Consider the following 23,760-nt stretch of genomic DNA (forward strand, 5'->3'; position numbering starts at 1 on the left):
GCGGGTTGCCCTTGAATTGTTGGAACAGGAACTAAACGTGAAGTACCTGAGCACACGAGGTCACGCCGACCGCAAGCGCTTTTGTGAAATCCTGCTGGAGGGCCTGGCGCCCGATGGCGGGCTCTACCTGCCCGAGCACTACCCTCAGGTAGATGACGCCACCTTGACGCGCTGGCGCCAGGTCTACCACCAGCAGGGCTATGCCGAACTGGCCTTCGAGATCCTGTCGCTGTACATCGACGACATCCCGGCAGCCGACCTGCGGGCCCTGTGCCACAAGACCTACACCGCCGAGGTGTTCGGCACCGGCGAGATCGTGCCCCTGCGCCACCTCGAAGATGGTTTGTGGCTCGAAGCCCTGTCCAATGGCCCCACGCTGGCCTTCAAGGACATGGCCATGCAATTGCTGGGCAACCTGTTCGAGTACGAACTGGCCCGCCGTGGTGAAGAACTCAACATCCTGGGCGCCACCTCGGGTGACACCGGCAGTGCGGCCGAGTACGCCATGCGCGGCAAGAAGGGCGTGCGCGTCTTCATGACCAGCCCGAACGGTCGCATGAGCCCCTTCCAGCAGGCCCAGATGTTCAGCCTGCAGGACGACAACATCCACAACCTGGCGGTCGAAGGCGTCTTTGACGACTGCCAGGACATCGTCAAGGCCGTCTCCAACGACCTGGCCTTCAAGCGCCAGTACAAGATCGGCACGGTCAACTCGATCAACTGGGCGCGTTTGCTGGCCCAGGTGGTCTACTACTTTGCCGGTTACGTGCAGGCCACCGAATCGAACCAGCAAAAGGTGAGCTTCACTGTGCCTTCGGGCAACTTCGGCAACGTCTGTGCCGGCCACGTGGCGCGCATGATGGGCCTGCCGATCGACCGGCTGGTGGTGGCCACCAACGAGAACGACGTGCTCGACGAGTTCTTCCGCACCGGCATCTACCGCGTGCGCGGCAGCGCCGACACGCATGAGACGTCCAGCCCCTCGATGGACATCTCCAAGGCCAGCAATTTCGAGCGTTTCGTATTCGACCTGTTGGGCCGCGACGCCGCTCGCACTCAGGATCTGTTCGGTGCCCAGCTGTCCAGCCAGGGCCGTTTTGACCTCAGCGCCGACCCCTTGTTCGCCCAGGCGGCCAGCCGCTATGGCTTTGTCAGTGGCCGCAGCACCCATGCCGATCGCTTGGCCACCATTCGCGACAACTTCCAGCGCCATGGCGTCACCATCGACACCCACACTGCCGATGGGGTGAAAGTGGCCCTGGAGCAGCGCGGAGACCCGTCGGTGCCGATGATCGTGCTCGAGACCGCTTTGCCGATCAAGTTTGCCGCCACCATCGCCGAAGCCCTGGGCCATGAGCCCGAGCGCCCGGCCCGCTTCGAAGGCATCGAACAACTGCCCAAGAAGGTTCAGGTGATCCCGGCCGATGTCGCGGTGGTCAAGGCTTACATCGAACGCCATTGCGACTGATCGCAGACGCTGTGGCGGCTGCGACCCCTGCGCTTTGGCGCTGAAGCTTGAAGCCAGCGCCCCGCGCTGGCTTTTTGCCATCTGACACCCTATCAACAGCTCTGACCCACGGCCATCATCCCCGTGCGGCAGACCCAGGAGACTTGCATGAAAGTTGTCGGCTTTGCGGGCTATTCGGGCTCGGGCAAGACCACGCTGCTGGAGCGCGTGATCCCAGCCTTGCGCCAGCGCGGGCTGCGCGTGTCGGTGGTCAAGCATGCGCACCATCGCTTCGACATCGATCACCCCGGTAAAGACAGCTGGCGCCATCGCCAGGCCGGTGCCTTCGAGGTGGTGGTGGCCAGCGAGCACCGTCTGGCGCTGATGCGCGAGTACGAGCAGCCTTACCGGCTGTCGGTGCATCAGATGCTGGCCGAGCTGTATGACGGGGTGGACTGGGTGCTGGTAGAGGGCTTCAAGGAAAGCGATCTGCTCAAGGTCGAGGTTTGGCGTGCACCCGGGGGGGACTTCGCTGGCCACCCCGTGCGTTACCCCGAAGACGATTTCATCGTGGCCATCGCCACGGACGTGCCCGCAGCGGAACTGCCCGAGCCCACCGGGCGCCCGGTGCTCGACCTCAACCAAGCCGAGGCGGTGGCCGCCTGGCTGGTCGACAATGGCGACCGCTTTGAATACTCTTTCGAAAACCGAACATGAACGCATCCACCGTCGCCCTGCAGCCTGCCAAAGCGCTGCGCCCGCTTGATGACGTGCTGGCCGAGTTGCTCGGCCATGCCCGACCTTTGGATGGCGCCGCCTGGCCGGACGAGTGGGTGTCCACCTTCGAGGCCGACGGCCGTGTGCTGACCGAATCGGTGGTCTCCCCGCTGCAGGTGCCTCCGCATGACAACAGCGCCATGGACGGCTATGCCCTGCGCGCCGCCGACGCCGGCACGGCAGGCACGGTGCTGCCGGTGTCGCAGCGCGTGGCCGCGGGCGAGGTGCCCGTGCCCTTGCAGCCCGGTACGGCCGCGCGCATCTTCACCGGGGCGCCGGTGCCCCCGGGGGCCGATACCGTCGTGATGCAGGAAGACTGTGAAGCCCTCGCGGACGCGCAAGGGGCGCCCCAGGTCCGCTTTACCAAGGCGGTTCGCGTCGGCATGGCAATCCGCCGTTCTGGCGAAGACGTTCAACTGGGCGCCGTGGTGCTCGCCGGAGGGCAGCGCCTGAGTCCGGCCAGCCTGGGCCTGGCTGCCAGCGTCGGACGGGCCCGCTTGCAGGTGGCGCGGCGCCCCCGCGTGGCCTTGTTTTCGACCGGCGATGAGCTGGTCATGCCGGGCGATGTGCCGCCCGAACAATTGCCAGCCGGCGCCATCTACAACTCCAACCGCTTCTTTCTGCGTGCCCTGCTGCTGCGCATGGGCTGCGAGGTCACCGACTTCGGCATCGTGCCCGACCAACTTGAGCGCACCCGCCAGACCCTGGCCGAGGCGGCTCAGGGGCACGATCTCATCCTCACCAGCGGCGGCGTCAGCGTGGGGGAGGAAGACCACGTCAAGCCGGCCGTGCAGTCGCTGGGCGAGTTGCATCTGTGGCAACTGGCCATCAAGCCCGGCAAGCCCTTTGCCTATGGCCGCGTCGCCCAAAGCCACTTTGTCGGGCTGCCGGGCAACCCGGTGTCCAGCTATGTCACCTTCCTGATGCTGGTGCGCCCCTTTCTGTTGCGCCTCCAAGGCGTGCAGGAGGTCCGGCCCAAGACGGTGGCCCTGCCGGCCCATTTCTCCTGGGGCAAGGCCGACAAGCGTCGCGAGTTCCTGCGAGTCTGGCGCAACCCGCAGGGCGGGCTGGACCTGTTCCCCCACCAGGGTTCGGGGGTGCTGACCTCGGCCGTCTGGGGCGATGGCCTGGTTGACAACCCCGCGGGCACCACCATCGCCCCGGGCGATCTGGTGGCCTTTGTCTCGTTCACGGAGCTGCTGTCATGAGCGTTGAACTCGAATTGCGCGTGCGCTATTTCGCCTCCATCCGCGAGGCGCTGGGCCGGGGTGACGAGACGGTGCGCACCTGCGCCACCACCTTGGGCGAGTTGCGCGACGAACTGATTGCGCGGGGCGGTGCCTATGCGGATGCGCTGGCCCGCCAGCGCCCGGTGCGGCTGGCGCTGAATCAGCATCTGCGCGACGAGTCGACACCCTTGGTGGCAGGGGCCGAGGTGGCTTTCTTTCCGCCGGTCACCGGCGGCTGATCAGGACGGCTCTGCGTCCGCCAAGGGGGTAGGCGTGGGCGCCAGTGCCGGGCTGGCCCATTCCAGCAGTTCGGCCAGGCGCAGCACCACCCAGGTGGCCTCAGCGCCCGAAAAGCCGGATTCCGGGTTGCTCAGGCCGGCATGGATGCTGCGCAGAATGCCCGACTCCGAGGGGGCCTCGGCGTGGTACAGGGTCTGGGCGTGGCCCACCAACTGGCAGGCCAGGTCTTCGCACAGCTCATAGCGCTGGCGCACCACGGCCGCGGGCTCGCTAAGGCGCTGTCTTGCATCGCTGTACACGGCGATGAACGAGGGCGGGACAATGATCTGGTTGTCGTCTTCGGTCATGGGAGGGGGTGTGGGGCACAGCTCAGTCGGGCACGAAGCGGCGTTCAAAACGCTCCTGATCGGCCAGCAGTTCAAAGGTCACCATCTGTCCCATCTTCATGTCCTCCAGGCGGCAGGCGGCAAACAGGCTGTATTTGCCCGCCAGGTCAAAGCTGGGCAGGTCGATCAGTGCGTAGGGGTAGGGCACGAAAAGCTGGTGCTCAAAGACCACCCGGTGCACATTGCGCGGGTTGGGGAACAGCTTGTAGCCGTCGATGGTGATGGTTTGTGTGGCCATGGGGCGTGTGCGCGTTACAGTGCTGCCGAATGCTAAAGCAATCTTGCGTGCCCGAACGCCACGCCGCAGGAAAGAACTCGATCGATGCGAAAGGAACCCATGGCCAAAAACAACAACGAATGGACCCTCAAGGTGATGGCGCTGCTCAAAAGCGGCAATGCCCAGGCCGCCATCGGCCAGATCAAGGTGGCCCCCACCGTGGCCGACCTCCAACGCCTGCAGGCCGCCTTGCTGGCGCCGGGTGCGCCGCGGCTGCCCAATGTGGCCGAGGTGCTGGTGGAACAGATCGCATTGCAATCGGCGCCGCGCCTGCACCGCGCGCCCTGACCCCGGAGGTGCCCCATGTCCGAATCGTCCTCTCTCCAGGCCCGGCCTGTTCCGGCGCCGCTGCAGTCCTGGCAGCAGGCCGTCTCAGGCCAGCGCCGCTTTGGCCTCATTGCGCACCGCCTGCACCGCACGGGCAGCGACAGCGCGCTGGCCCAATGGGCACGCAGCAGCGAAGACCTGGTGCGGCAACTGGGGCTGCAACTGGTCACGGTCGGGGCGGCTTTTGACGCTTTGCTGAATGAAGAACTGCTGGTGGATTACCCTGGCCTGCACCGCCTGCCCAATGGGCGTGAAGGTGGGCTCATGCGGGTGGTTTCGCGCATCGCAGGGGGGCTGACCCCGGGGGAGTCGCTGGACGGCGTGATTTTTTTGATGGACCCGGTGGACCCTTCGTCCACTTTCCCGGAGGCCCAGGCCCTGAAGCGGCAATGTGTCACCCATGGCAAGCCCTTCGTCCCGACCCTGGCGGGTGCCCTGGAGTGGGTCTGGGTGGAGGCCTTGGTGGCAGGCCTGGCACCGGAGCGCCTGGGGGCCACGGCGGTGGCCGAACTGGACCCGGCGGACCAGACCCTGGCCCTGATCGCCCATGATGCCCGCAAGACCCAGATGGTCGACTTCGCCGGCCAGCACTTTGATCTGCTGTCGCGCTTTGAATCGCGTGTGGCCACCGGCACCACGGGTGGCCTGCTCAATGAGCTGGCCTGGTCGCGCGGCTGGCCCGCGGGTCAGCCCTGGGTCACCCGCTACCAGAGCGGCCCCCTGGGGGGCGATGCCCAGATTGCCGAGCTGGTGCTGGATGGCGCCTGCCAGAAGGTGATCTTTTTTGAAGACCCCCACGTGGCTCGCCAGCACGAGGCCGACATCCAGCTGATGGAGCGGGCCGTCTGGAGCGCAGGCGCCCGTTGCAGTTGCCTGAACTCACCGGCCATGGCGGCCCTCTGGGCCCAGGGCCTGGAGCGGATTCAGCCGTCCTGACGCATCGTGAACTTGCTGACCGCGCTGGTGCCGAAGGCAAACGCGGTGTACACCACGCCCGCCACGCTGGTGTAGCTGGCCACCGTCTGGGTGCTGCCGCCGCTGGCGCTGATCACGAAATCGTATTCGCCCGCCGTGAAGCTGGTGTAGCTGGAGGCGCTGTTGGCCGCGGTGTAGTCGGCCAGCAGCGAGCCGCCGTTGTAGGTCAGCTGCGCGCTGCCCGCCGTGGCGGCCAGGTTGACCAGGCGGATCTTCGACTTGGTGCTGGAGGTCGAGGGGAAGTTGTTGTCCACAAAGCTCACCACCGTGTAGGCCCCGCTGCTGTCCAAGGCCAGGGCCACGGTCATGTCATCGCCGGCCACCAGCGTCATCTGGCTGCTGACCGTGCTGCCGCTGAGGGTGAAGCCCACCAGGCGTGAACCCGCCGTGACTTGCGAGTAGGACGACACCCCATAGGCCCCGATGGTCGCGCTCGAGACCGCGGTGCCGTCCAGCGTGGCCTGGGCCGACGCGGAGGCCGAGGCCGCATTGACAAAACGCACCCGGGTCAGGGTGCAGGCATAGGTCGTGCTGCTGCCCTTTTGTGGCAGGCGCAGCACGCTGGCCAGTGTGGTGCTGTTGGTGGGGATCAGCACAAAGGTATCGATGCCCTGGTCCGACAGCGTGATGCTGGCCACGTAGGCGCGCAGGTCGCTGGTGTCACCGTTGCCGGTGATCCACAGGCTGTAAGTGCCCTTGCTCACCTTGCTGAACGAACTGGTGCCGCCTTCGGTCACGTTGCTGATGGCGGCCGACTGATTGTCCAGGCTGGTGGTGCTGGTGGTGGTGATGTAGACGTCGACGCCATCGCCTGTCTGCAAGCCGTTGATCAGGCGCAGCTTGGCGTAGCCGCTGCTGGGGGTGCTTTCGTTTTCGGTGTAGATGGTGGTGCTCAGGGCGCTCTGGGTGCCCGTCACCACCACCGAGGTGGAGGTGTCTTTGCTCAGGGTGAGCGACGACTCCAGGCTGTTCACGGCCCCGCCCGCGCTGCGCAGGCCCAGGGTGTAGGTGTCGGGGTCGGCGCCGTAGTAGCTGCTGGCAGCTGCGCTGGCCACGCTGCTGGCGATCGAGGTGGTGTCCAGGTAGGCGTCCAGCGCGCTCAGGCCCTGCGTGGCGTTGATCACCCGGATCTTGGAGCTGCCGTCGTCACCACTGCCGCAGGCGGTCAGCACAGGTGCGATGCCCAGACTGCCCAGGGCCATCAGCCAGCTGCGGCGGCTCAGTGCGTGGGGGGCAAGGGAAAAGCTTGGAGAGGGTTTCATGCGTAGGCTTCGAAAGAGGGGACACGGTGTCGGCGCCAAGGGCCAAAGCTCCGGCTCTGGCCCTTGGCGCCTGCGTATCGCGATCTTCGACGGGCCCCGTCACAAGCGAATGTCATCATGGTGAGGTTTTGTGAACCCCTCGCCTGCAACATGTCGCCCGGGTGAAGCTGTGTGAAGCCGGCCCTGTTCAGCCTGCCGAACGGTCCACCGCCAGCAGGCGCTGCACCAAGGCGGGCGACGCCGCCGTCATGGGCGCGCGCAAATGGGGCTGCAGGTGCCCTTGTGCGGCCAGCAAGGCCTTGATCGGGGCAGGATTGGGCTCGGCGAACAGCAGGGGGATCATGGGCAGCAGGCTTTGCCACAGCCCCCGCGCGGCCTGCAGATCGGATGCGGCCAACAGGGCCAGCAGGCGTGCAAAGCGCGCGGTCTGCCAATGGGCACTGGCCGCGATGGCGCCGTGGCCACCCAGGGCCAGGGTGGTGAAGATCTGGGCGTCTTCCCCCGCCAGCACCTGCAGCCGGCCGTCCTCGATCAGGGCCTGGGTCTTGGCCGGGTCGCCGCCACAGTCCTTGATGGCCTGGATGCGGGGGTGTTCCGCCAAGGCCAGCAGGGTGGCCAGGCTCAGCGTGGAGCCGGTGCGGTAGGGGATGTCGTAGACGATCAGTGGCGCCCGGGCCTGGTCCGCGATGCGTTCAAACCAGCCCTGCAGACCCGCTTGGGAGGGGCGGATGTAATGGGGCGCGGGCACCAGCCAGCCGGCCAGCGGGTACGGGGCCAGGGCGGCCACACGTTCCAGGGTGTGGCCCAGGTGGTAACCCGTCAGCCCCATCACCACGGGCAGCGAGGTGTGGGCCAGCACGGTGTCGAGCACGGCCTCCTGCTCCTGTTCGGTCAGCGAGGCGGCCTCGCCGGTCGAGCCACACACCACCAGGCCATTCAGGCCCTGCGTCGGTTGACTGTAGTGCCGGGTCAGGGTGGCCAGGCTGGCGTGGTCCACCTGGCCGGATTCATCGAAGGGCGTGATCAGGGGCAGCCAAAGACCCTGGAAGGGGGGATGGGCCGTGGCGGGCTCGGGCGGGGTCTGGCGGGTGGGTGATGGCATGCGTGTTTCCTTGGCAAAGGTTGAAGACCCGGGGGTGAACCGGCCTCGAAACGCGCAACAGGGACGGGGCAAAAAACAGGGTGGGCTCTTGCCGTGCGGCTCCATCGCTCATCCGAGGACGGAACCGCAGCTCCGGTCAGATGAGCTGGGGTTTTTTGCTTTTGTTCACGCCGCAGGCCTGCGCGGGCGCGCCGGGCGCGCGGCGCTCGGTGGCAGGCTGGGCTGGGGCGGTGAACATCGGCGCAGTATAAACGCCGCCGCCGGGGCCTTGCCTGCGGTGCCAAAATACCGACCATGAGCCGATTACCCCGTGTTGCCATCCAGACCGCCGACTTTGATGTTTCTGCCGAATTGGCCGCGCTGCGCGCCCATGACCGGCGTGTGGGGGCGGTGTGCAGTTTTGTGGGCACCGTGCGTGGCGGCAACGAGGGCAACAACGGCGCGCCCGTGCTGTCCATGGAGCTGGAGCACTACCCCGGCATGACCGAGCGCGCCATCGAGGCCATGATCGACCAGGCCCACCAGCGCTTTGACCTGTATGGCGCCCGGGTGGTGCACCGCGTGGGCCTGTTGCAGCCCGGCGAGCAGATCGTGCTGGTGGCGGTCACCTCGGCGCACCGGGGGCAGAGCTTTCTGGGCTGCGAGTTCCTGATGGACTACCTCAAGACCCAGGCGCCGTTCTGGAAGAAGGAGCAAACCCCCCAGGGGGCGCAGTGGGTGGATGCCCGTGTCAGCGACGACGCCGCGCTGGCGCGCTGGGGCATCGAAGCGCGCAATGCCTGAGGGGTTCGGGCCTCGTCAGTGCAGGTAGCCTGAGCGGCCGTGTGAGGGGCTTAACGCGTTATCGGCCGGGCCGGTGTCAGTGTCAGTGGCGGTGGCGGTGGCGGTGGCGGCCTCGGGTGGTTTCAGCGGTGTATCGGGCAGGTTCCAGTCGGTCTGGCCCAGTGTCAGGATGAGCAACTGGCGCAGGCCTTGCTGCAGGCCGGGCTCGAACTCCACATCCACGGTGCGGCCAGGGGTCTGCGGGTCCAGTCGCTCCAGAAACGAGATGGCCAGCTTGTCCCCGCGGCGCTGCTGGCTGATTTCGGTCACCAGCAAAGGCGCCTCGCCCAGCGGCAGGGTGACGTAATCAGCCCGAAAAGGTTGGCCATAGTCAGCGTGGGGCGTGGGCGCCGGCATGGCCTGAATGGGGGCCGCGTCCTGCGCCTGCGCCAGTCCTGCAGCGCCTGCGTTCGCCTGTGGCGTGCCAGGTTCGGCTGGTGCGGGCACCTCGCCCAGCAACAAGGGCCACCAGCCCTTGAGCAGCAGGCGGGTCAGCCACAGCCGCAACTCCTCGCGCGAGGTGGTGTTGAGGCGCATCAGGATGCGGTCTTGCTCGCGCTGGTACTGAAGCGACAGTTGGTGGATGTCCATGCTTTGATTTTAGTCAGCACCCAGGCGGCGGCCGGCCCTTGAAATAAGCCTGTTGGGCACAAGTTGCTGATCAACTGGAGATCACCCATGCGAATCGATAAATTCACCACCAAGTTTCAAGAAGCCCTTGGCGAGGCTCAGAGTCTGGCCCTGGGGAACGATCATGCCTACATCGAACCGGCCCACCTGCTGGTGGCCTTGCTGCGTCAGGACGACGGCCCCAAAGCCCTGTTGCAGCGCGCCGGTGTCAACGTGGCCGGCCTGCTGAGTGCCGCCGAGGCGGCCGTCAAGCGCCTGCCCCAGGTGCAGGGCCAGGAGCAGGTGCAGGTCAGCCGTGACCTGGCCGTGCTGTTCCAGGCCACCGAAAAAGAAGCCCTCAAACGGGGCGATCAGTACATTGCCAGCGAGTTGTTTCTGCTGGCCCTGACCGAAAGCAAGATCGATCTGGCCGCCACCGCCAAGACCCATGGCCTGACCCGCAAGAGCCTGGAGTCGGCCATCGAGGCCGTGCGCGGCGGCCAGAACGTCAACAGCCCCGAGGCCGAAGGCCAGCGCGAGGCCCTCAAGAAATACTGCCTCGACCTGACCGAGCGGGCCCGCCAGGGCAAGCTCGACCCGGTGATCGGCCGCGACGACGAGATCCGCCGCGCCATCCAGGTGCTGCAGCGCCGCAGCAAGAACAACCCGGTGCTGATCGGCGAGCCCGGCGTGGGCAAGACCGCCATCGTCGAGGGGCTGGCGCAACGCATCGTGGCCGGCGAGGTGCCCGATTCCCTCAAGGGCAAACGTGTGCTGTCGCTGGACATGGCCTCGCTGCTGGCCGGCGCCAAGTTCCGCGGTGATTTCGAGGAACGCCTCAAGAACGTGCTGACCGAACTGGCCAAGGACGAGGGGCAGACCATCGTCTTCATCGACGAACTGCACACCATGGTGGGCGCCGGCAAGGCCGAGGGCGCCATGGACGCCGGCAACATGCTCAAGCCAGCGCTGGCCCGCGGCGAACTGCATTGCGTGGGCGCCACCACCCTGGACGAGTACCGCAAGTACATCGAGAAAGACGCTGCGCTGGAGCGCCGTTTCCAGAAAATCCTGGTCGGCGAGCCCTCCGTCGAGGCCACCATCGCCATCCTGCGCGGCCTGCAAGAAAAGTACGAGGTGCACCATGGTGTGGACATCACCGACCCGGCCATCGTGGCCGCGGCCGAGTTGAGCCACCGCTACATCACCGACCGCTTCCTGCCCGACAAGGCCATCGACCTGATCGATGAAGCCGCAGCCAAGATCAAGATCGAGATCGACTCCAAGCCTGAAGCCATCGACAAGCTGGACCGCCGCATGATCCAGTTGCAGATCGAGCGCGAGGCGATGAAGAAAGAGACCGACGAGGCCTCGCAGAAGCGCCTGGAGCTGATCGAGGAAGAGATTGCCAAGCTGCAAAAAGAGATCGCCGACCTCGAAGAGATCTGGAAGTCTGAAAAAGCCCAGGCTCAGGGCAGCCAGCAGGTGCGTGAAGCCATCGACAAGCTGCGCCAGCAGATTGAGGAGCTGACCCGCAAGGGCGATTTCAACAAGGTGGCCGAGTTGCAGTACGGCAAGCTGCCCGAGTTGGAAAAGCAGCTCAAGGAAGCCCAGGACAAGGAGGCCGGCAAGGCCGCCACCCAGGGCGCGCCGCGCCTGCTGCGCACCCAGGTGGGTGCCGAAGAGATCGCCGAGGTGGTGAGCCGTGCCACCGGCATCCCGGTGTCCAAGATGATGCAGGGCGAGAAAGACAAGCTGCTGCAGATGGAAGACAAGCTGCACGAGCGTGTGGTGGGCCAGGACGAAGCCATCAGTGCGGTGGCCAACGCCATCCGCCGCTCACGTTCGGGTCTGTCCGACCCCAACCGCCCCACCGGCTCCTTCCTGTTCCTGGGCCCCACGGGCGTGGGCAAGACCGAGCTGTGCAAGGCGTTGGCGGGTTTTCTGTTCGACTCCGAAGAGCACCTGATCCGCATCGACATGAGCGAGTTCATGGAGAAGCATTCGGTGGCCCGCCTGATCGGCGCGCCTCCGGGCTACGTGGGCTACGAAGAAGGGGGCTACCTGACCGAGGCGGTGCGTCGCAAGCCCTACAGCGTGGTGCTGCTCGACGAGGTCGAGAAGGCGCACCCCGATGTGTTCAACGTGCTGCTGCAGGTGCTCGACGATGGCCGCCTGACCGATGGCCAGGGCCGCACCGTGGACTTCAAGAACACCGTCATCGTGATGACCAGCAACATCGGCTCGCACCACATCCAGGCCATGGTGGGGCAGTCGTATGACGACATCAAGGACGCCGTGTGGGACGAACTGAAGAACCACTTCCGCCCTGAGTTCCTGAACCGCATTGATGAGACCGTGGTCTTCCATGCGCTCGATGCCAAGCACATCGAATCGATTGCCGGCATCCAGCTGCAGATCCTGCAGGCCCGCCTGCAGAAGATGGACCTCACTTTGCAGGTGTCGCCCGCGGCACTGGCCGAACTGGCCAAGGTGGGCTTCGATCCGGTGTTTGGTGCCCGGCCGCTCAAGCGTGCGATCCAGCAGCGCATCGAGAACCCGCTGTCGAAGTTGCTGCTGGAAGGCAAGTTTGCACCCAAGAGCGTGATCCCGGTCGACGTCGATCCGGTGCAGGCGCCCGGGGTGTTCCACTTCGGTGCGGCCAGCGCGGCCTGACCGCGGGGCCGTCCCGCGACCGCTTGAACTTTGAGGCTTCGGCTCTATCTGAGCCATGCACAGCCCGACGCGCCTGGCGCGTCGGGCTTTTCGTCTTGAAAGGAACCCATGTCCGGACTCAACCAGGCCCTGGCCACTTTGTCCCGTCTTTTGTTGCGCCTGCTGCTGGTGGCCGGTGCGCTGGTGCTGGTGCTCAGCCTGCTCGCGGCCATGGCCTTGCTGGCCCTGGCCTGGACCCTGCGGGCCGGCTGGGCCCGGCTCACTGGGCGCCCTGTCACGCCCTGGGTGCGGCGCTTTGATCTGGGCCAGCAGTTTGGCGACGTGCTGCGGCGGGGCCAGGCCGGGGCAGGCGGGGCGGGGCGTCGCGCCCCGGCCGATGTCACCGACGTCGAGGTGCGCGAGATCATCGAGGTGACCGAAGTGACTGATTTGGGCGACCGCAGCCCTCGCTTGCCGCCGCGCTGAACGGCCTGGGCGGCCTGAGCGGCCTGAGCGGCTCGGCGTTCCGGTGCCAGCCAGGGCTACCAGCCGTTTACCAAAACCTCAATCAGGCTTTACCTGCGGCTTTCAAAATGGTGAAACCGGCCCCCGGGGCCGCCACCGGTCAGGTGGCGCCTGCTGGCTGGCGCACCCTTGAACCAGCCCAGGAAGCCCATGCCAGCGCGGCGCTTTGCCATCACGGCCACCGACCGTTACCTCGGTGTTTTCAAGGCCTTTGTCGAGGCAGGCTGGCAGCCGGTGAAGCTGTTCACCGCCCCCACCGACGAACGCATCTCCCACAACAAGGCCACCATCGCCTATGCCCGCAGCCTGGGGTTGGACATCCAGCTCTCGCCGCTGGACCCGGCCGCCATGGCCGATCTGCAGGCCCGCGATTGCGAGCTGCTGGTGCTGGCCAGCTACCAGTGGCGCATCGGCGACTGGGCGCCTTATCTGCGCTATGCCATCAACTTCCACCCCTCGCCGTTGCCGCGTTACCGTGGACCCTATCCTCTGGTGCAGGCCTTGTTGGACCGGCAAAAGCGCTGGGCTGTGAGCTGCCACCAGGTCACGCACGAGTTTGATGCCGGCGATGTGCTGGCCAGCCGCAGCTTCGAGCTGACCGACGACGAGTGCCACGAGAGCCTGGACCTCAAGGCCCAGATCGCCGCCGGGCAACTGGCCACGGCCGTGGCGATGAATCTGGACGCCCTGTGGGCGCAGGCCCAGCCCCAAGGCGAGGGGCACTACGTGAAGCTCTGGAGCGACGACGACCGCCTGCTGGATTTCGAACGTGGTGTGGACGAGTTGCAGACCCAGTTGCGTGCCTTTGGCCGTTTTGAATGCCTGGCGAGGGTCAACAACGTGCTCTTCCATGTGCGCCGCGCCGCGGCCTGGAAGCAAGGGCATCGTTTTCCGCCCGGGGCCGTGGTGCACAGCGACGGGCCCCGGCTGGTGCTGGCCTGTCGCGACGGGTATGTGGCGCTGCTGGAGTGGAGCCTGCTGGCCCCGGGCACACCGACCGAGACCCCGGCGCGCTGAAAGCTCTGTGGGCCCGGGCTTCAGCACGGCCCACCCCGCCCGATAATGCCCGCTGGCTGAATTGCGAGGGGCCCATGCGCTTCATCACCGACACCATTCCCGTTCTCAAGGCCCGCCTGGCGCGCGGCGAAACCAGTTGCGAGGCCCTGGTGGCCGGCGCCCTGGAGGCCGCGGCTGCACCGGCGGCAGCCAGCGTCTTCACCACCTTGTACCCCCAGGCCGCCCTGGCTGCCGCCCGCCACGCGGATGCGCAGCGCGCTGCCGGTGTGGCCCTGCCGGCCCTGGCGGGCCTGCCCGTCAGCATCAAGGACCTGTACGACGTGGCCGGCGAGACCACGCTGGCCGGCTCGGTGGTCTGCCGCGGCGAGCCTGCGGCCGGTGCAGACGCGCCGGCCGTGGCCCGGCTGCGCAACGCCGGTGCGGCGCTGCTGGGCAAGACCAACATGACCGAGTTCGCTTTCTCGGGTGTGGGCATCAACCCCCATCACGGCACGCCACGCAACCCGGCCGATGCCGGGGTGGCGCGCATTCCCGGGGGCTCTTCGTCGGGGGCCGCCGTCTCGGTGGCCCTGGGGCTGGCCGTGGCGGGCCTGGGCTCGGACACTGGCGGCTCGATCCGCATTCCTGCGGCCTTGTGCGGCCTGGTGGGCTTCAAGAGCACGCAGTCGCGCGTGCCACGTCAGGGCGCACTGGAGTTGTCGCGCAGTCTGGACACCGTGTGCGCCATGACCCGCAGCGTGGCCGACTGCCTCACGGTGGATGCTGTGCTGGCCGGTGCGCCGCTGCCCGTGCAACGTCGCCCGCTGGCCGGCCTGCGTCTGGCCCTGCCGCAGACCGTGCTGCTCGATGGCCTGGCGCCCGAAGTGGCCCAGGCCCATGCCCGTGCGCTCACGCGGCTGTCGGCGGCTGGCGCTCAGTTGATCGACATTCCCCTGAGCGAGCTGGCCGAGATCCCGCGCTTGAATGCGCCCGGCGGGTTCTCGCCGGTCGAGGCCTATGCCGTGCATCACCAGCGTCTGGCCCGGGCGCGGGGGCAGTTCGACCCCCGCGTGGCCGCCCGCATCGAGTTGGGGGCGCCCGTCACGGCCCGCGAGTACATCGCCATGCAGGACCACCGAGCTGACTGGATCGCCCGGGTGGAGGCGGTTCTGGCGGGCTTTGACGCGGTGCTGTGCCCAACCGTGCCCGTGTTGGCGCCGGCCATCGACGAGCTGGTGGCGTCTGACGAGGCCTTCTTCAAGGCCAATGGCCTGCTGCTGCGCAACACCTTTGCCTTCAACTACCTCGATGGCTGTGCCTTCAGCCTGCCCTGCCAGCCCGCGGGCGAGCTGCCGGTGGGGCTGATGCTGGCCTCGGTGCGCGGCGACGATGCGCGCCTGGCCAGCGTGGCGCTGGCGGTGGAGCAGGCGCTGGCCTGAGGCGCCTTGAGGCGCCCTTGGGCGCCAGGCTTGTCAGCGTCGCCTGGTGCGTTTTCAGCCCGGCGGGCGGCGCAGTTCGCCCAGCGCCTCGCGGGCCGATGACGCCACCCGCGCCGCATCGCGCAGGGCCACCTGCAGGCGTCGGTTCATCCAGGGCAGCACGTCCTCACTGAGCGGTTTTTCCGGCAGCAGGTCCAGCCCAGCGTCCAGGGCGGCTGCTTCAACCTGGGTTTCCACCTCGCTGTTGCCCGGTGGCCGTTGGCCTGGGGTCAGCAGCGTGTCCAGTGTCTTCTGGGCCGCCTGCACGGCGGCCTGTGCTTGCGCCCGTTGCAACTCGGAGCCCTCGCGCAACTGCATCATGCGCAACATCGACAAGTGGGCCATCAGGCGCTGGGCGTGGTCCAGCAGGCGGGTCAGGGGCTGAAGCGGCAGTTGCACCTGGCGCGGCTCGAAGCTGCTGCGTTGCAGCGCGGTGGCCAGCAGGCTCAGGGCGTCGTAGGCCTGGCGCCGGGCCAGGCGCTGGGCCACCGTGCGCTCGGGGTGGGCCGGGTCGTGCGGGGCCAGTGCCGCATGGGCATAGGCGCGCAGCGCCAGCAGCAGGCGCGGTAGCGCGCGGGGCAGGGCCCGCCGCTCCCACGAGGGCAGCACAAAGCAGAAAGCCCAGGCCATCAAGGCGCCCAGCAGGGTGTCGCCCAGGCGCTCGGCAATCGGAAAGCCGATCGCCGGGTGGGCCAGATGGGCCTGCAACAGCGCCATCACCGTGGCCGCCGAGGCGGTGACCAGGTAGCGTTCCACGGCGAAGCTGTGCGCCAGGCCGACGGCCATCAAAAAGGCCAGTGTCAGCACCCAGGGGGCGTGCACATGGGCCAGCCCCATCACGATCAGGCAGCCCAGCAAGGTGCCCAGCACCCGGATGTTGCGCCGCGACAGCGTCTGTTCCAGGTTGCCACGCAGCACCACGGCCACGCTCAACACCAGCCATTGGGGGTGCGCGGTCCAGGGCAGGGCCAGTGCGATGTAGTAGGCCGCGCCCAGCGCCAGCGCGGCCCGCAGGGCGTGGCGCAGCACGGGCGAGGCCAGGCTCAGATGGGGCTTGAAGGCCGACAGCGGCCAGCCTTCAGGGGCCACGAAAAGTTGCAGTTCCTTGCGTGTCAGTGGCAGTTCACCGTCGCCTTGGCGCAGCAGCGCATGGATGGCGTCCACGTCATCGGCCAGGTGTTGCACCCGGTTCACCAGCGCGGGCAGCAGGCGCGCCCGCACGTCGTCCGATTGCAACAGCGGGTGGGTCATGAATTGGTCGCGCAAGGCCAGCCGCAGCGGCGGCTCGTCTTCATCCGGGGGCGGCAGGCCACGCACACCGGCCTGGGCCTGGTCCAGCCGGTAAGCCAGGTGCCGCAGGCGTGCTGCCAGGGCGGCCCGCACCTGCAGGGCCAGTTCGTCGCTGCCCAGCAGCTCCAGGTCGAGGCGGCTGGCCAGCAGGATGTCGCGCAGGTCGATGGCCCGCAGCAGCATGCCGGTGTCGCGGCGTGCGCGGGCCGAATCCGGGGCGGCAAACAGCAGGTCGCGGGCGGCCTGCAGGCGTTCGGCCAACACGGCTTCGTCGCGCACCCAGGTCTGCAGCGAGTCCCGCGCCTGGTCGGTCTCAGCGGCCCCTTCCACGACCCCGGCCCTTGAGCGCAGCAACTGGGCCGTGGCGTCCAGTGCCGTCGCCAGGGCCAGGCTGCGGTAGCGCGGTTGCAGCAGGCGCACCAGGACCTGGGCCCAGGCCAGGTAAACGGCCGAGCCTGCGAGGGTCCAGAGCAGCAGTTCGCCGGGTGGGGTGCCCGGGGGCATGCCCATGGTGAAGACGATGGCCAGCACGGCCGAAAACGACACCGGCCCGGCCCGGGGGCCCCAGGCCAGGGTCATCATGCCCAGGAACACCAGGCCCATGATGGCCAGGCCGAGCACCCTGGGGTAGGGGTCAAGGGCGGCCACCGTCCAGGTGGCCAGGGCGCCCAGGGCGGCCGCCAACAGCACCCGGTGCAGCGAGCGCCGCGGTGTGGTGGGCACATCGGCCAGGCTGGAGAACACCGCGCCGCTGCTGGCCAACTGCGCCAGGTGCAGCGTGGTTTGGCTGCCGAACAGCCACTGGATCAGGCCGATGCCGAGCGCCACCCCCAGGCCGTTGAGAACATGGGGGGGCAGGCGGAGCAGCCAGGTCAGGGGGTAGAAAGAACGCATGGGCAAGGCAAGAGGGGGCTGTCGGAGACCTGCGGCAGCATAGCGTGAGCCGGCGGCCTTGTCTGTGAGGATGTAACCGGATGAACGGCTCGCTTTCAGGCCACGCCTGGGCTGCTTCGGGCCTTGCCGCTGAAGTGGCTGGGGGGCTGTCCCATGGCGGCTCGGAACATGGCCGTGAAAGCACTCTCGCTGGCGTAGCCGCTGGCGGCCGCCACCAGGCTCACCGGCTGGCCGCGGGCCAGCAGGGGCAGGGCATAGGCCAGCGTGGCCTGCTGGCGCCACTGCTGGTAGCTCAGGCCCAGTTGCTCGCGGAACAGGCGAGCCACGGTGCGCTCGCTGGCGCCCACGCTGGCCGACCACTCGGCCAGCGTGGCCCGTTCACCCGGGGCCCTCAGCACCGCTTCGCACAGGGCCCGCAGGCGCTTGTCGCCGCCCTCGCGCGGGGGCAGGGGTACGCCCATGCGGATCTGCGGCGCCTGCAGCAGTTCATCGCACAGCAGGGGCTGGATCAGGCGCTCGCGTTGCAGCAGCGCCTGTTGCCTGATTGGCTCGACCCGGCTCAGCTGGGCGTCGGAGTGGGTGTCCAGGCTCAGCACCAGGGCGCGCATCAGCTCGGTGACCTCGATCACCACGCAGCCTTGCCAGGGGGCCTGCTGCGGGGCCGCCAGGTGGTGCAGGTAGAGGGTGTGCAAGTCGGCGTCTTCCACCACATTGATTGAATGGCTCATGCCGGCCGGTACCCAGACCGCCCGGGAGGGCGGCACGATGAAGGTGCCGTCGTCGGTGCTGAGGCGGCACACGCCATTGAGCGAGAAGGTCAGCTGGGGCCACTCGTGGTGGTGCGGCACCACCTTGGTCTCGGCCTGCAGGTGGCGCATCTTGGCGCGCAACGGCCGATCCGCCGTGGGCAGGTAAAGGTGTGGGGTAAGGCTGTCGACCACGTCGCCGGCGGGGCGCACGGCCACCGGCCGGAGGGCGCTGCGTCGGGTGAGGGGGCGTCGGGTGGCGGGCATGTCGGCGGGCTGATTTGTCTTGATTTCGATGGATTATGTCTTTTCATCGTCAACAAGACGAGCGCGCTCCCCCTAACATGACCCTCGTCAAGCCACTCGGGAGCCTGTTTCATGTCCACTACCGCCCACGCCTTGCCCGTGCCCACTGTTCGTCAGGATGCCACCCTGATCGGCCTGGTGGGTCTGGCCCACGGCATCAGCCATTTCAGCCAGCTGGTGCTGGCGCCCTTGTTTCCCTGGCTCAAGGACGCCTTTGGCGTGAGTTACACCGAGCTGGGTTTTGTGCTCACGGTGTTCTTCGTGGTGTCATGCATCGTGCAGGCGCTGTCGGGCTTTGTGGTCGACCGCTACAGCCCGCGCCCGGTGCTGTTTGCCGGCCTGGGCCTGCTGGGTGTGGCCCTGCTGGGCTATGCCGCGGCGCCCAACTACTGGATGCTGCTGTGCTGTGCCGTGCTGGCCGGCATGGGCAACGGGGTGTTCCACCCGGTGGACTACACCTTGTTCAACCGCAAGGTGGCCACCACCCGCCTGGGTCATGCCTACAGCGTGCACGGGATCACGGGCAGCCTGGGCTGGGCGCTGGCCCCGGCCCTGGTGGTGCCCTTGGCCATGGCTTTTTCCTGGCGCGTGGCGTTGGCCAGCGCGGGTGGGCTGGCGCTGGTCGTGCTGGCCGTGCTGTGGTTCAACCGTGAGGTGCTGAGCTTGCCCGGCGCCGCAGCCGTGCCCAAGCCTGCATCCTCTTCCTCGGCCAAGAGCACCGCTGCGGCGGCTGGCGGCCTCGATTTCTTGCGCATCCCGGCGGTGTGGATGTGTTTCGCGTTCTTCCTCTTCTATGCCATGGCGCTCAGCGTGGTGCAGACCTTTGCGCCGGAGGCCGCCCGGCAATTGCATGCCGTGCCCGTGACCCTGGTGGCGGTGTGCCTGACCATCTACATGGTGGCCAGCGCCGGTGGCATGGTGCTGGGGGGCTTTCTGGCCTCCGATCCCACGCGTTGCGAGCGCATCGTGGCCGTGGGCATTGGCCTGGCGGCCCTGGTGGCACTCAGCCTGGCGCTGGCCCCGGTGCCGGCCAGCCTGGTGCCGGTGCTGTTCGGCTTCATGGGCTTTGCCAATGGCATTGCCGGCCCTTCGCGCGATCTGCTGGTCAAGCGCTCCACGCCCGAGAACGCCACCGGCCGTGTCTATGGGGTGGTGTACGCGGGGCTGGACATCGGCCAGGCCATCTCGCCGCTGGTGTTTGGTCGGATGATGGACCACGGGCAGTACACCAGCGTGCTGGTGGGCCTGGCCGTGGTGCAGGCCGTGTTGATCGCCAGTGCCTTCAATGTGCGGCGGGTGCGCCGCACTGCAGCGGGCCTGCAGCCGGCCTGAGCCCGGGGAGGGCAGGGCCGTTTCAGGCCGCTGGGGCGACGGGGTCGAACACCACCGGGTGGGCGGGGCAGGCACGCACGCCGATCCAACTGCCCACGGGGTGCTCCAGATGGCTGGGCACCTGGGCCAGCAGCCGCTGGCCGTCGGCCAGGCGCAACTCGTACAGCGATTCGGCGCCGCGGAACAGTTTGCGAACAATCTGGGCCTGGGGCGCACCCGGGGCCGGGTCGCAGGCCACATCGCTGGCGCGCAGCAGCACGTCGCAGGGGCCGTCGGCGCAGTGCGCCGGGGCTGGCAGGGGCCCCAGGGCGGTGTCGATCCAGCGCTGGCCGGCCTGATGTTGCACGCGGCCGGGCGCGAACACCCCGTGCCCGATGAAATCGGCCACAAAACGGCTGGCCGGTTCGCGGTAAACCGTGCCGGCGTCGGCCCACTGGTGCATCCGGCCTTGTGACATGACCCCGATCAGGTCGCCCAGGGCAAAGGCTTCCATCTGGTCGTGGGTGACAAAAAGCGCGGTGGTCTGGGCTTCCTTGAGGATGCTGCGCACCTCGTGGGCCAGGCGCTCGCGCAATTCCACATCCAGGTTGGAGAACGGTTCGTCGAGCAGCATCAGGTGGGGCTTGGGCGCCAGGGCCCGGGCCAGGGCCACCCGTTGTTGCTGGCCGCCCGAGAGCTCATGCGGAAAGCGCTGGGCGCTGGAGCGCAGCCCCACCAGGCCCAGGACCTCATCCACCCGCTGGGCCTGCTGGGCCCGCGGCTGGCGGTGCAGTCCGAAGCGGACGTTGTCCGCCACGCTGAGGTGGGGGAACAGCGCGTAGTCCTGGAACACCATGCCGATGCGCCGGCCCTCCGGCGGCACATGCCCGCCCTGGCCGCTGACCCACTCGCCGGCCAGCCGGATGGTGCCGGCACTGACGGGTTCGAGGCCGGCCACGGCGCGCAGCAGCGTGGTCTTGCCACAGCCCGAAGGGCCCAGCAACACCCCGATCTCGCCGGCCTTCAGGCCCAGGCTGGCGCGGTCCACCGCCAGGTGTTCGCGGCCAGGATAGCGGATCTCCAGATCAAGGACTTCAAGAAACATGGGGCGATTGTAGGGAGTCCATGGGCCGCGATATTGGCTCCTACAATGCCGCATGATTTTTCGTCCGGGCTTCTTCTCGCGTGCCGTTCTCTGGGGGATCGCCCTGCTGCTGGCCTTGCCCGTGCTGGTGGTGATCGGGGCCTGGCTGCAGTGGAATGAAGGCTCGCACGACCTGCTGCGCAACATGCTGGACACAGTGTTGCCCCGCTATGCCGCCACCACCGTGCTGCTGTCGCTGGGGGTGGGTGTCGGGGTGGTGTTGCTGGGCAGCCTCTGCGCGGTGCTGGTGTCCCTGTTCGACTTTCCGCTGCGCCGCACCTTTGAATGGGCCTTGCTGCTGCCGCTGGCCATGCCAGCTTATGTGCTGGCCTATGCCTACACCGACTTCCTGCAGTTCAGTGGCCCCTTGCAGACCTGGATGCGTGCGGCCTGGGGCCTGGAGGGGCGCCTGCTGCCCAACATCCGCAGCGTGGGGGGCGCGATCGGCGTCTTCATCCTGGCCTTGTACCCCTATGTCTACCTGCTGGTGCGCACGGCCCTGGCACAGCGGGCCCAGTTGCTGATGGAGGCGGCCCGCCTGCTGGGGGCGTCGCTTGGCCGGCGGGTGTTCCGTGTGGCCTTGCCGATGGCCCGGCCCGCCATGGCGGCCGGGGCGGCCCTGGCCCTGATGGAGACCCTGGCCGATTACGGCGTCTCCAGCTACTTCGGCATCCAGACCTTCACCGCCGGCATTTACAAGGCCTGGCTGGTCATGGAGGACCACATTGCCGCGGCTCAACTGGCCACTGTGTTGTTGCTGATCGTGGCACTGTTGTTGACCTTGGAACAACGTTCCCAGGCTCGCCTGCGATTTGCCAGCCAGCGGCTGGACCGGGCTTCGGCAGGCTCGACCGTGCTCAGACTGGGGGGGTGGCAAGCCGGGCTGGCGATCGGCCTTTGCGCGCTGCCCGTGCTGCTGGGCTTTGTGTTGCCGGTGGGCTTCATGCTGCGCGCCCTGCACGCCGCCGGCGAGGTGGCTCTGCCCTGGGCGCGCTTCGGTCGCTGGGCCTTTGACAGCCTCGCATTGGGCCTGGGCACCGCCGTGCTGGCCAGCTTGCTGGCCCTGTGGCTGTCGGCCCAGTCGCGCCTGTACCCCGGCACCCAGATGCGTTCACTGTCCTATGTGATCGGCCTCGGGTATGCCGTGCCCGGTGCCGTGATCGTGGTCGGACTTCTGCTGCCTGTGGGCTGGGTGCAGTCGCGCTGGCCGCAAGGGTCGGTGGGGTCTTTGTTGACCACCACCTTTCTGGGGCTGATCTGGGCCTACCTGGTCCGCTTCGTGGCCGTGGCCTTGCAATCGGTGCAAAGCGGCTACAGCCGGGTGCCGGTTCACCTCGATGACAGCGCCCGCATGCTGGGTGTGGCGGGCTGGGGCCTGCTCAGGCGGGTGCACCTGCCGCTGCTGCGCCAGCCCATGATGGCCGCCATCCTGCTGGTGATGGTGGATGTCATGAAGGAGCTGCCCGCCACCCTGGTGTTGCGGCCCTTCAACACGGACACCCTGGCTGTGATCACCCACCAGCTGGCGCGCGATGAACGCTTGGGCGAGGCGGCCTTGCCGGCCCTGGCCCTGGTGCTGGCAGGCCTGGTGCCGGTGATCATGCTGAGCCGGACACTGCGCCGCCGTTAGTCTCGCGCAACACCTTGTATCGCGTGTGTTGATCTTCATGAGAATCATTCTTGTTCGTGATAGCATTTGCTTTCCTTTGCGTTGATTCGCAAAGTGATTGCAATTTCTTCACCCGAATCGACACCTTCTGAGCTGACCTTGGCGAGGCCCTCACACATGCGACGCATCCTTCCGATCTTCTTGTTGGCCCTTGCGGCGCCGTGGCTGTCCGCGCATGCGGACGAGGGCTCGGTCAACCTCTACTCGGCACGCCATTACCAGAGCGACGATGCCCTCTACAGTGCCTTCACCAAGGCCACCGGCATCAAGATCAACCGGGTCGACTCGGATGACGCCGGCATCCTCAGTCGCCTCAAGGCCGAAGGCAGCGCCTCGCCTGCCGATGTGATTTTGCTGGTGGATGCGGCCCGCTTATGGCGTGCCGAGAACGACGGCCTGTTCCAGCCGATCCGCTCCAAGACGCTTGAAGAAGCGATCCCTGCGCAGTTCCATGCCCAGCCCAAGGCCGATGGCGGCATCGCCTGGTTCGGTTTCTCGACCCGTGCCCGCGTCATCGTCTTCAACAAGATCAAGTACCGCAAATCCGATTTCGACACTTACGAAAAGCTCGCCGATCCCCAGTTCAAGGGCAAGCTCTGTACCACCACCGGTTCCTCTCCCTACAACGTGAGTCTGTTTGGTTCGATGATCGAGCACATCGGGGCCGCGGCCACCGAAACCTGGTTGCAGGGCCTGGTCAGCAACATGGCCCGTTCCCCCCAGGGCGGTGACACGGACCAGATCCGCGCCGTCGCCAGTGGGGAATGCAGCGTGGCCCTCTCCAACAGCTACTACTACGCCCGCCTGATGCGCTCCAGCAACCCCGAAGACCGTGCGGTGGTGGAGAAGGTGGGGGTGGTGTTCCCCAACCAGTCGAGTTGGGGCACGCACGTCAACGTGGCCGGCGGTGCCGTGGCCCGCTACTCGAAGAACCAGGCCAATGCCGTCAAGTTCCTGGAGTACCTGGCCAGCCCCGACGCACAGAAGCACTTTGCCAATGGCAACAACGAGTGGCCGGTGGCCAAGGGCGTGCAGTTTGACAACGCCGCCCTCAGGTCGATGGCGGGCGGCGGCACGTTCAAGAGCGAAGTCATCCCGGTGAGTGCCGCTGGCCAGAACCAGACCAAGGTGCAGCAGATGCTGGACCGCGTCGGCTACCGCTGACCCTTTTCCCCAGGTTGTGGCCGCCGCTTGCGGGGGGCGCCACGCCATTTTTCAAATCAGCCAGCGACTGCACAGCGCAATGCGGGTCGTCAGCCATCGGCCTGGGCTTTGGCCTGGGGCCCACCCACA

Annotated in this window: 22 protein-coding genes; 14 read left to right on the top strand and 8 right to left on the bottom strand. The window is 67.4% G+C overall.

Annotation, left to right across the window (positions count from 1 at the left end):
* The first annotated feature begins 37 nt into the window (after window positions 1-37).
* From thrC to AC07PT_RS08105, 4 genes are all read left to right on the top strand, one after another.
* Window positions 38-1,468: a threonine synthase gene (gene thrC / locus AC07PT_RS08090; protein WP_494656374.1), complete on the top strand. Its 1,431-nt coding sequence runs from the start codon at window positions 38-40 to the stop codon at window positions 1,466-1,468.
* A 147-nt stretch (window positions 1,469-1,615) separates the two neighbouring features.
* Complete coding sequence (gene mobB / locus AC07PT_RS08095; protein WP_492346834.1) at window positions 1,616-2,164, top strand: molybdopterin-guanine dinucleotide biosynthesis protein B; 549 nt, start codon at window positions 1,616-1,618, stop codon at window positions 2,162-2,164.
* Window positions 2,161-3,432 carry a molybdopterin molybdotransferase MoeA gene (locus AC07PT_RS08100; protein ID WP_492346835.1) on the top strand — a complete coding sequence of 424 codons (1,272 nt, stop codon included), beginning with the start codon at window positions 2,161-2,163 and terminating at the stop codon, window positions 3,430-3,432. Before mobB ends, AC07PT_RS08100 begins: the two co-directional genes overlap by 4 nt.
* A complete protein-coding gene (locus AC07PT_RS08105) occupies window positions 3,429-3,692 on the top strand; it encodes a MoaD/ThiS family protein (protein ID WP_494656375.1) in 264 nt (87 codons plus the stop codon). Before AC07PT_RS08100 ends, AC07PT_RS08105 begins: the two co-directional genes overlap by 4 nt.
* Here AC07PT_RS08105 and AC07PT_RS08110 read toward each other — a convergent pair whose 3' ends face one another.
* Window positions 3,693-4,040, bottom strand: coding sequence for a hypothetical protein (locus AC07PT_RS08110; protein ID WP_494656376.1), 348 nt, complete (start codon window positions 4,038-4,040; stop codon window positions 3,693-3,695).
* A gap of 22 nt (window positions 4,041-4,062) precedes the next feature.
* Complete coding sequence (locus tag AC07PT_RS08115; protein ID WP_492346838.1) at window positions 4,063-4,317, bottom strand: hypothetical protein; 255 nt, start codon at window positions 4,315-4,317, stop codon at window positions 4,063-4,065.
* Between the two features lie 99 nt (window positions 4,318-4,416).
* Here AC07PT_RS08115 and AC07PT_RS08120 point away from each other — a divergent pair, with 99 nt between their 5' ends.
* Together AC07PT_RS08120 and AC07PT_RS08125 are read left to right on the top strand one after the other, a co-directional pair.
* The gene (locus tag AC07PT_RS08120; protein ID WP_492346839.1) at window positions 4,417-4,644 is read left to right on the top strand and encodes a hypothetical protein; all 228 of its coding nucleotides are present in this window, start codon (window positions 4,417-4,419) and stop codon (window positions 4,642-4,644) included.
* Between the two features lie 15 nt (window positions 4,645-4,659).
* Window positions 4,660-5,619, top strand: coding sequence for a methylglyoxal synthase (locus AC07PT_RS08125; RefSeq protein WP_494656377.1), 960 nt, complete (start codon window positions 4,660-4,662; stop codon window positions 5,617-5,619).
* On the opposite strand, the gene AC07PT_RS08130 is transcribed toward AC07PT_RS08125, so the two are convergent.
* Together AC07PT_RS08130 and dapA are read right to left on the bottom strand one after the other, a co-directional pair.
* Entirely contained in the window at window positions 5,607-6,920 is a 1,314-nt protein-coding gene (locus tag AC07PT_RS08130; protein WP_494656378.1) for a DUF4397 domain-containing protein, read from the bottom strand. The two genes, AC07PT_RS08125 and AC07PT_RS08130, sit on opposite strands and share 13 nt — an antisense overlap.
* 187 nt (window positions 6,921-7,107) lie before the next feature.
* The gene (gene dapA / locus AC07PT_RS08135) at window positions 7,108-8,022 is read right to left on the bottom strand and encodes a 4-hydroxy-tetrahydrodipicolinate synthase (protein ID WP_494656379.1); all 915 of its coding nucleotides are present in this window, start codon (window positions 8,020-8,022) and stop codon (window positions 7,108-7,110) included.
* Window positions 8,023-8,316: 294 nt separating this feature from the next.
* On the opposite strand from dapA, the gene AC07PT_RS08140 reads away from it, so the two are divergent.
* A complete protein-coding gene (locus AC07PT_RS08140; RefSeq protein WP_031255025.1) occupies window positions 8,317-8,805 on the top strand; it encodes a molybdenum cofactor biosynthesis protein MoaE in 489 nt (162 codons plus the stop codon).
* A gap of 15 nt (window positions 8,806-8,820) precedes the next feature.
* On the opposite strand, the gene AC07PT_RS08145 is transcribed toward AC07PT_RS08140, so the two are convergent.
* Complete coding sequence (locus tag AC07PT_RS08145; RefSeq protein WP_494656380.1) at window positions 8,821-9,435, bottom strand: hypothetical protein; 615 nt, start codon at window positions 9,433-9,435, stop codon at window positions 8,821-8,823.
* Window positions 9,436-9,522: 87 nt separating this feature from the next.
* Here AC07PT_RS08145 and clpB point away from each other — a divergent pair, with 87 nt between their 5' ends.
* From clpB to AC07PT_RS08165, 4 genes are all read left to right on the top strand, one after another.
* Window positions 9,523-12,129, top strand: a complete 2,607-nt coding sequence (clpB, locus tag AC07PT_RS08150; RefSeq protein ID WP_492346844.1) for an ATP-dependent chaperone ClpB — start codon at window positions 9,523-9,525, stop codon at window positions 12,127-12,129.
* Window positions 12,130-12,237: 108 nt separating this feature from the next.
* The gene (locus AC07PT_RS08155) at window positions 12,238-12,594 is read left to right on the top strand and encodes a hypothetical protein (RefSeq protein ID WP_492346845.1); all 357 of its coding nucleotides are present in this window, start codon (window positions 12,238-12,240) and stop codon (window positions 12,592-12,594) included.
* Window positions 12,595-12,762: 168 nt separating this feature from the next.
* Window positions 12,763-13,650 carry a formyltransferase family protein gene (locus tag AC07PT_RS08160; protein WP_494656381.1) on the top strand — a complete coding sequence of 296 codons (888 nt, stop codon included), beginning with the start codon at window positions 12,763-12,765 and terminating at the stop codon, window positions 13,648-13,650.
* A 74-nt stretch (window positions 13,651-13,724) separates the two neighbouring features.
* Window positions 13,725-15,068, top strand: a complete 1,344-nt coding sequence (locus tag AC07PT_RS08165) for an amidase (RefSeq protein WP_492346847.1) — start codon at window positions 13,725-13,727, stop codon at window positions 15,066-15,068.
* 54 nt (window positions 15,069-15,122) lie between these two features.
* Here AC07PT_RS08165 and AC07PT_RS08170 read toward each other — a convergent pair whose 3' ends face one another.
* Window positions 15,123-17,291: an FUSC family protein gene (locus AC07PT_RS08170; RefSeq protein ID WP_494656382.1), complete on the bottom strand. Its 2,169-nt coding sequence runs from the start codon at window positions 17,289-17,291 to the stop codon at window positions 15,123-15,125.
* 95 nt (window positions 17,292-17,386) lie between these two features.
* Complete coding sequence (locus AC07PT_RS08175; protein WP_492346849.1) at window positions 17,387-18,304, bottom strand: AraC family transcriptional regulator; 918 nt, start codon at window positions 18,302-18,304, stop codon at window positions 17,387-17,389.
* A 111-nt stretch (window positions 18,305-18,415) separates the two neighbouring features.
* Between AC07PT_RS08175 and AC07PT_RS08180 the strand changes: the two genes are divergently transcribed.
* Window positions 18,416-19,675, top strand: a complete 1,260-nt coding sequence (locus AC07PT_RS08180; RefSeq protein ID WP_494656383.1) for an MFS transporter — start codon at window positions 18,416-18,418, stop codon at window positions 19,673-19,675.
* A 22-nt stretch (window positions 19,676-19,697) separates the two neighbouring features.
* Here the strand turns inward: AC07PT_RS08180 and AC07PT_RS08185 are convergent, their stop codons facing one another.
* Window positions 19,698-20,759: an ABC transporter ATP-binding protein gene (locus AC07PT_RS08185; RefSeq protein WP_494656384.1), complete on the bottom strand. Its 1,062-nt coding sequence runs from the start codon at window positions 20,757-20,759 to the stop codon at window positions 19,698-19,700.
* A 52-nt stretch (window positions 20,760-20,811) separates the two neighbouring features.
* Between AC07PT_RS08185 and AC07PT_RS08190 the strand changes: the two genes are divergently transcribed.
* Entirely contained in the window at window positions 20,812-22,428 is a 1,617-nt protein-coding gene (locus AC07PT_RS08190; protein WP_492346852.1) for an ABC transporter permease, read from the top strand.
* A gap of 156 nt (window positions 22,429-22,584) precedes the next feature.
* On the top strand, window positions 22,585-23,631 hold the full coding sequence (locus tag AC07PT_RS08195) for an extracellular solute-binding protein (protein WP_492346853.1): 1,047 nt from the start codon (window positions 22,585-22,587) through the stop codon (window positions 23,629-23,631).
* Window positions 23,632-23,760: the final 129 nt, after the last annotated feature.

Source organism: Curvibacter sp. GW821-FHT09D12 (assembly GCF_059416245.1).

Bases quoted from the DNA above. Each gene is read 5' to 3' on its own strand.
- AC07PT_RS08110 (WP_494656376.1), bottom strand. From the start codon at position 4,040: ATGACCGAAGACGACAACCAGATCATTGTCCCGCCCTCGTTCATCGCC.
- AC07PT_RS08140 (WP_031255025.1), top strand. From the start codon at position 8,317: ATGAGCCGATTACCCCGTGTTGCCATCCAGACCGCCGACTTTGATGTT.
- AC07PT_RS08125 (WP_494656377.1), top strand. From the start codon at position 4,660: ATGTCCGAATCGTCCTCTCTCCAGGCCCGGCCTGTTCCGGCGCCGCTG.
- mobB (WP_492346834.1), top strand. From the start codon at position 1,616: ATGAAAGTTGTCGGCTTTGCGGGCTATTCGGGCTCGGGCAAGACCACG.
- AC07PT_RS08195 (WP_492346853.1), top strand. From the start codon at position 22,585: ATGCGACGCATCCTTCCGATCTTCTTGTTGGCCCTTGCGGCGCCGTGG.
- AC07PT_RS08120 (WP_492346839.1), top strand. From the start codon at position 4,417: ATGGCCAAAAACAACAACGAATGGACCCTCAAGGTGATGGCGCTGCTC.
- AC07PT_RS08175 (WP_492346849.1), bottom strand. From the start codon at position 18,304: ATGCCCGCCACCCGACGCCCCCTCACCCGACGCAGCGCCCTCCGGCCG.
- AC07PT_RS08105 (WP_494656375.1), top strand. From the start codon at position 3,429: ATGAGCGTTGAACTCGAATTGCGCGTGCGCTATTTCGCCTCCATCCGC.
- AC07PT_RS08100 (WP_492346835.1), top strand. From the start codon at position 2,161: ATGAACGCATCCACCGTCGCCCTGCAGCCTGCCAAAGCGCTGCGCCCG.
- AC07PT_RS08190 (WP_492346852.1), top strand. From the start codon at position 20,812: ATGATTTTTCGTCCGGGCTTCTTCTCGCGTGCCGTTCTCTGGGGGATC.
- AC07PT_RS08145 (WP_494656380.1), bottom strand. From the start codon at position 9,435: ATGGACATCCACCAACTGTCGCTTCAGTACCAGCGCGAGCAAGACCGC.
- AC07PT_RS08185 (WP_494656384.1), bottom strand. From the start codon at position 20,759: ATGTTTCTTGAAGTCCTTGATCTGGAGATCCGCTATCCTGGCCGCGAA.
- AC07PT_RS08115 (WP_492346838.1), bottom strand. From the start codon at position 4,317: ATGGCCACACAAACCATCACCATCGACGGCTACAAGCTGTTCCCCAAC.
- clpB (WP_492346844.1), top strand. From the start codon at position 9,523: ATGCGAATCGATAAATTCACCACCAAGTTTCAAGAAGCCCTTGGCGAG.
- dapA (WP_494656379.1), bottom strand. From the start codon at position 8,022: ATGCCATCACCCACCCGCCAGACCCCGCCCGAGCCCGCCACGGCCCAT.
- AC07PT_RS08170 (WP_494656382.1), bottom strand. From the start codon at position 17,291: ATGCGTTCTTTCTACCCCCTGACCTGGCTGCTCCGCCTGCCCCCCCAT.
- AC07PT_RS08130 (WP_494656378.1), bottom strand. From the start codon at position 6,920: ATGAAACCCTCTCCAAGCTTTTCCCTTGCCCCCCACGCACTGAGCCGC.
- AC07PT_RS08165 (WP_492346847.1), top strand. From the start codon at position 13,725: ATGCGCTTCATCACCGACACCATTCCCGTTCTCAAGGCCCGCCTGGCG.
- AC07PT_RS08180 (WP_494656383.1), top strand. From the start codon at position 18,416: ATGTCCACTACCGCCCACGCCTTGCCCGTGCCCACTGTTCGTCAGGAT.
- AC07PT_RS08155 (WP_492346845.1), top strand. From the start codon at position 12,238: ATGTCCGGACTCAACCAGGCCCTGGCCACTTTGTCCCGTCTTTTGTTG.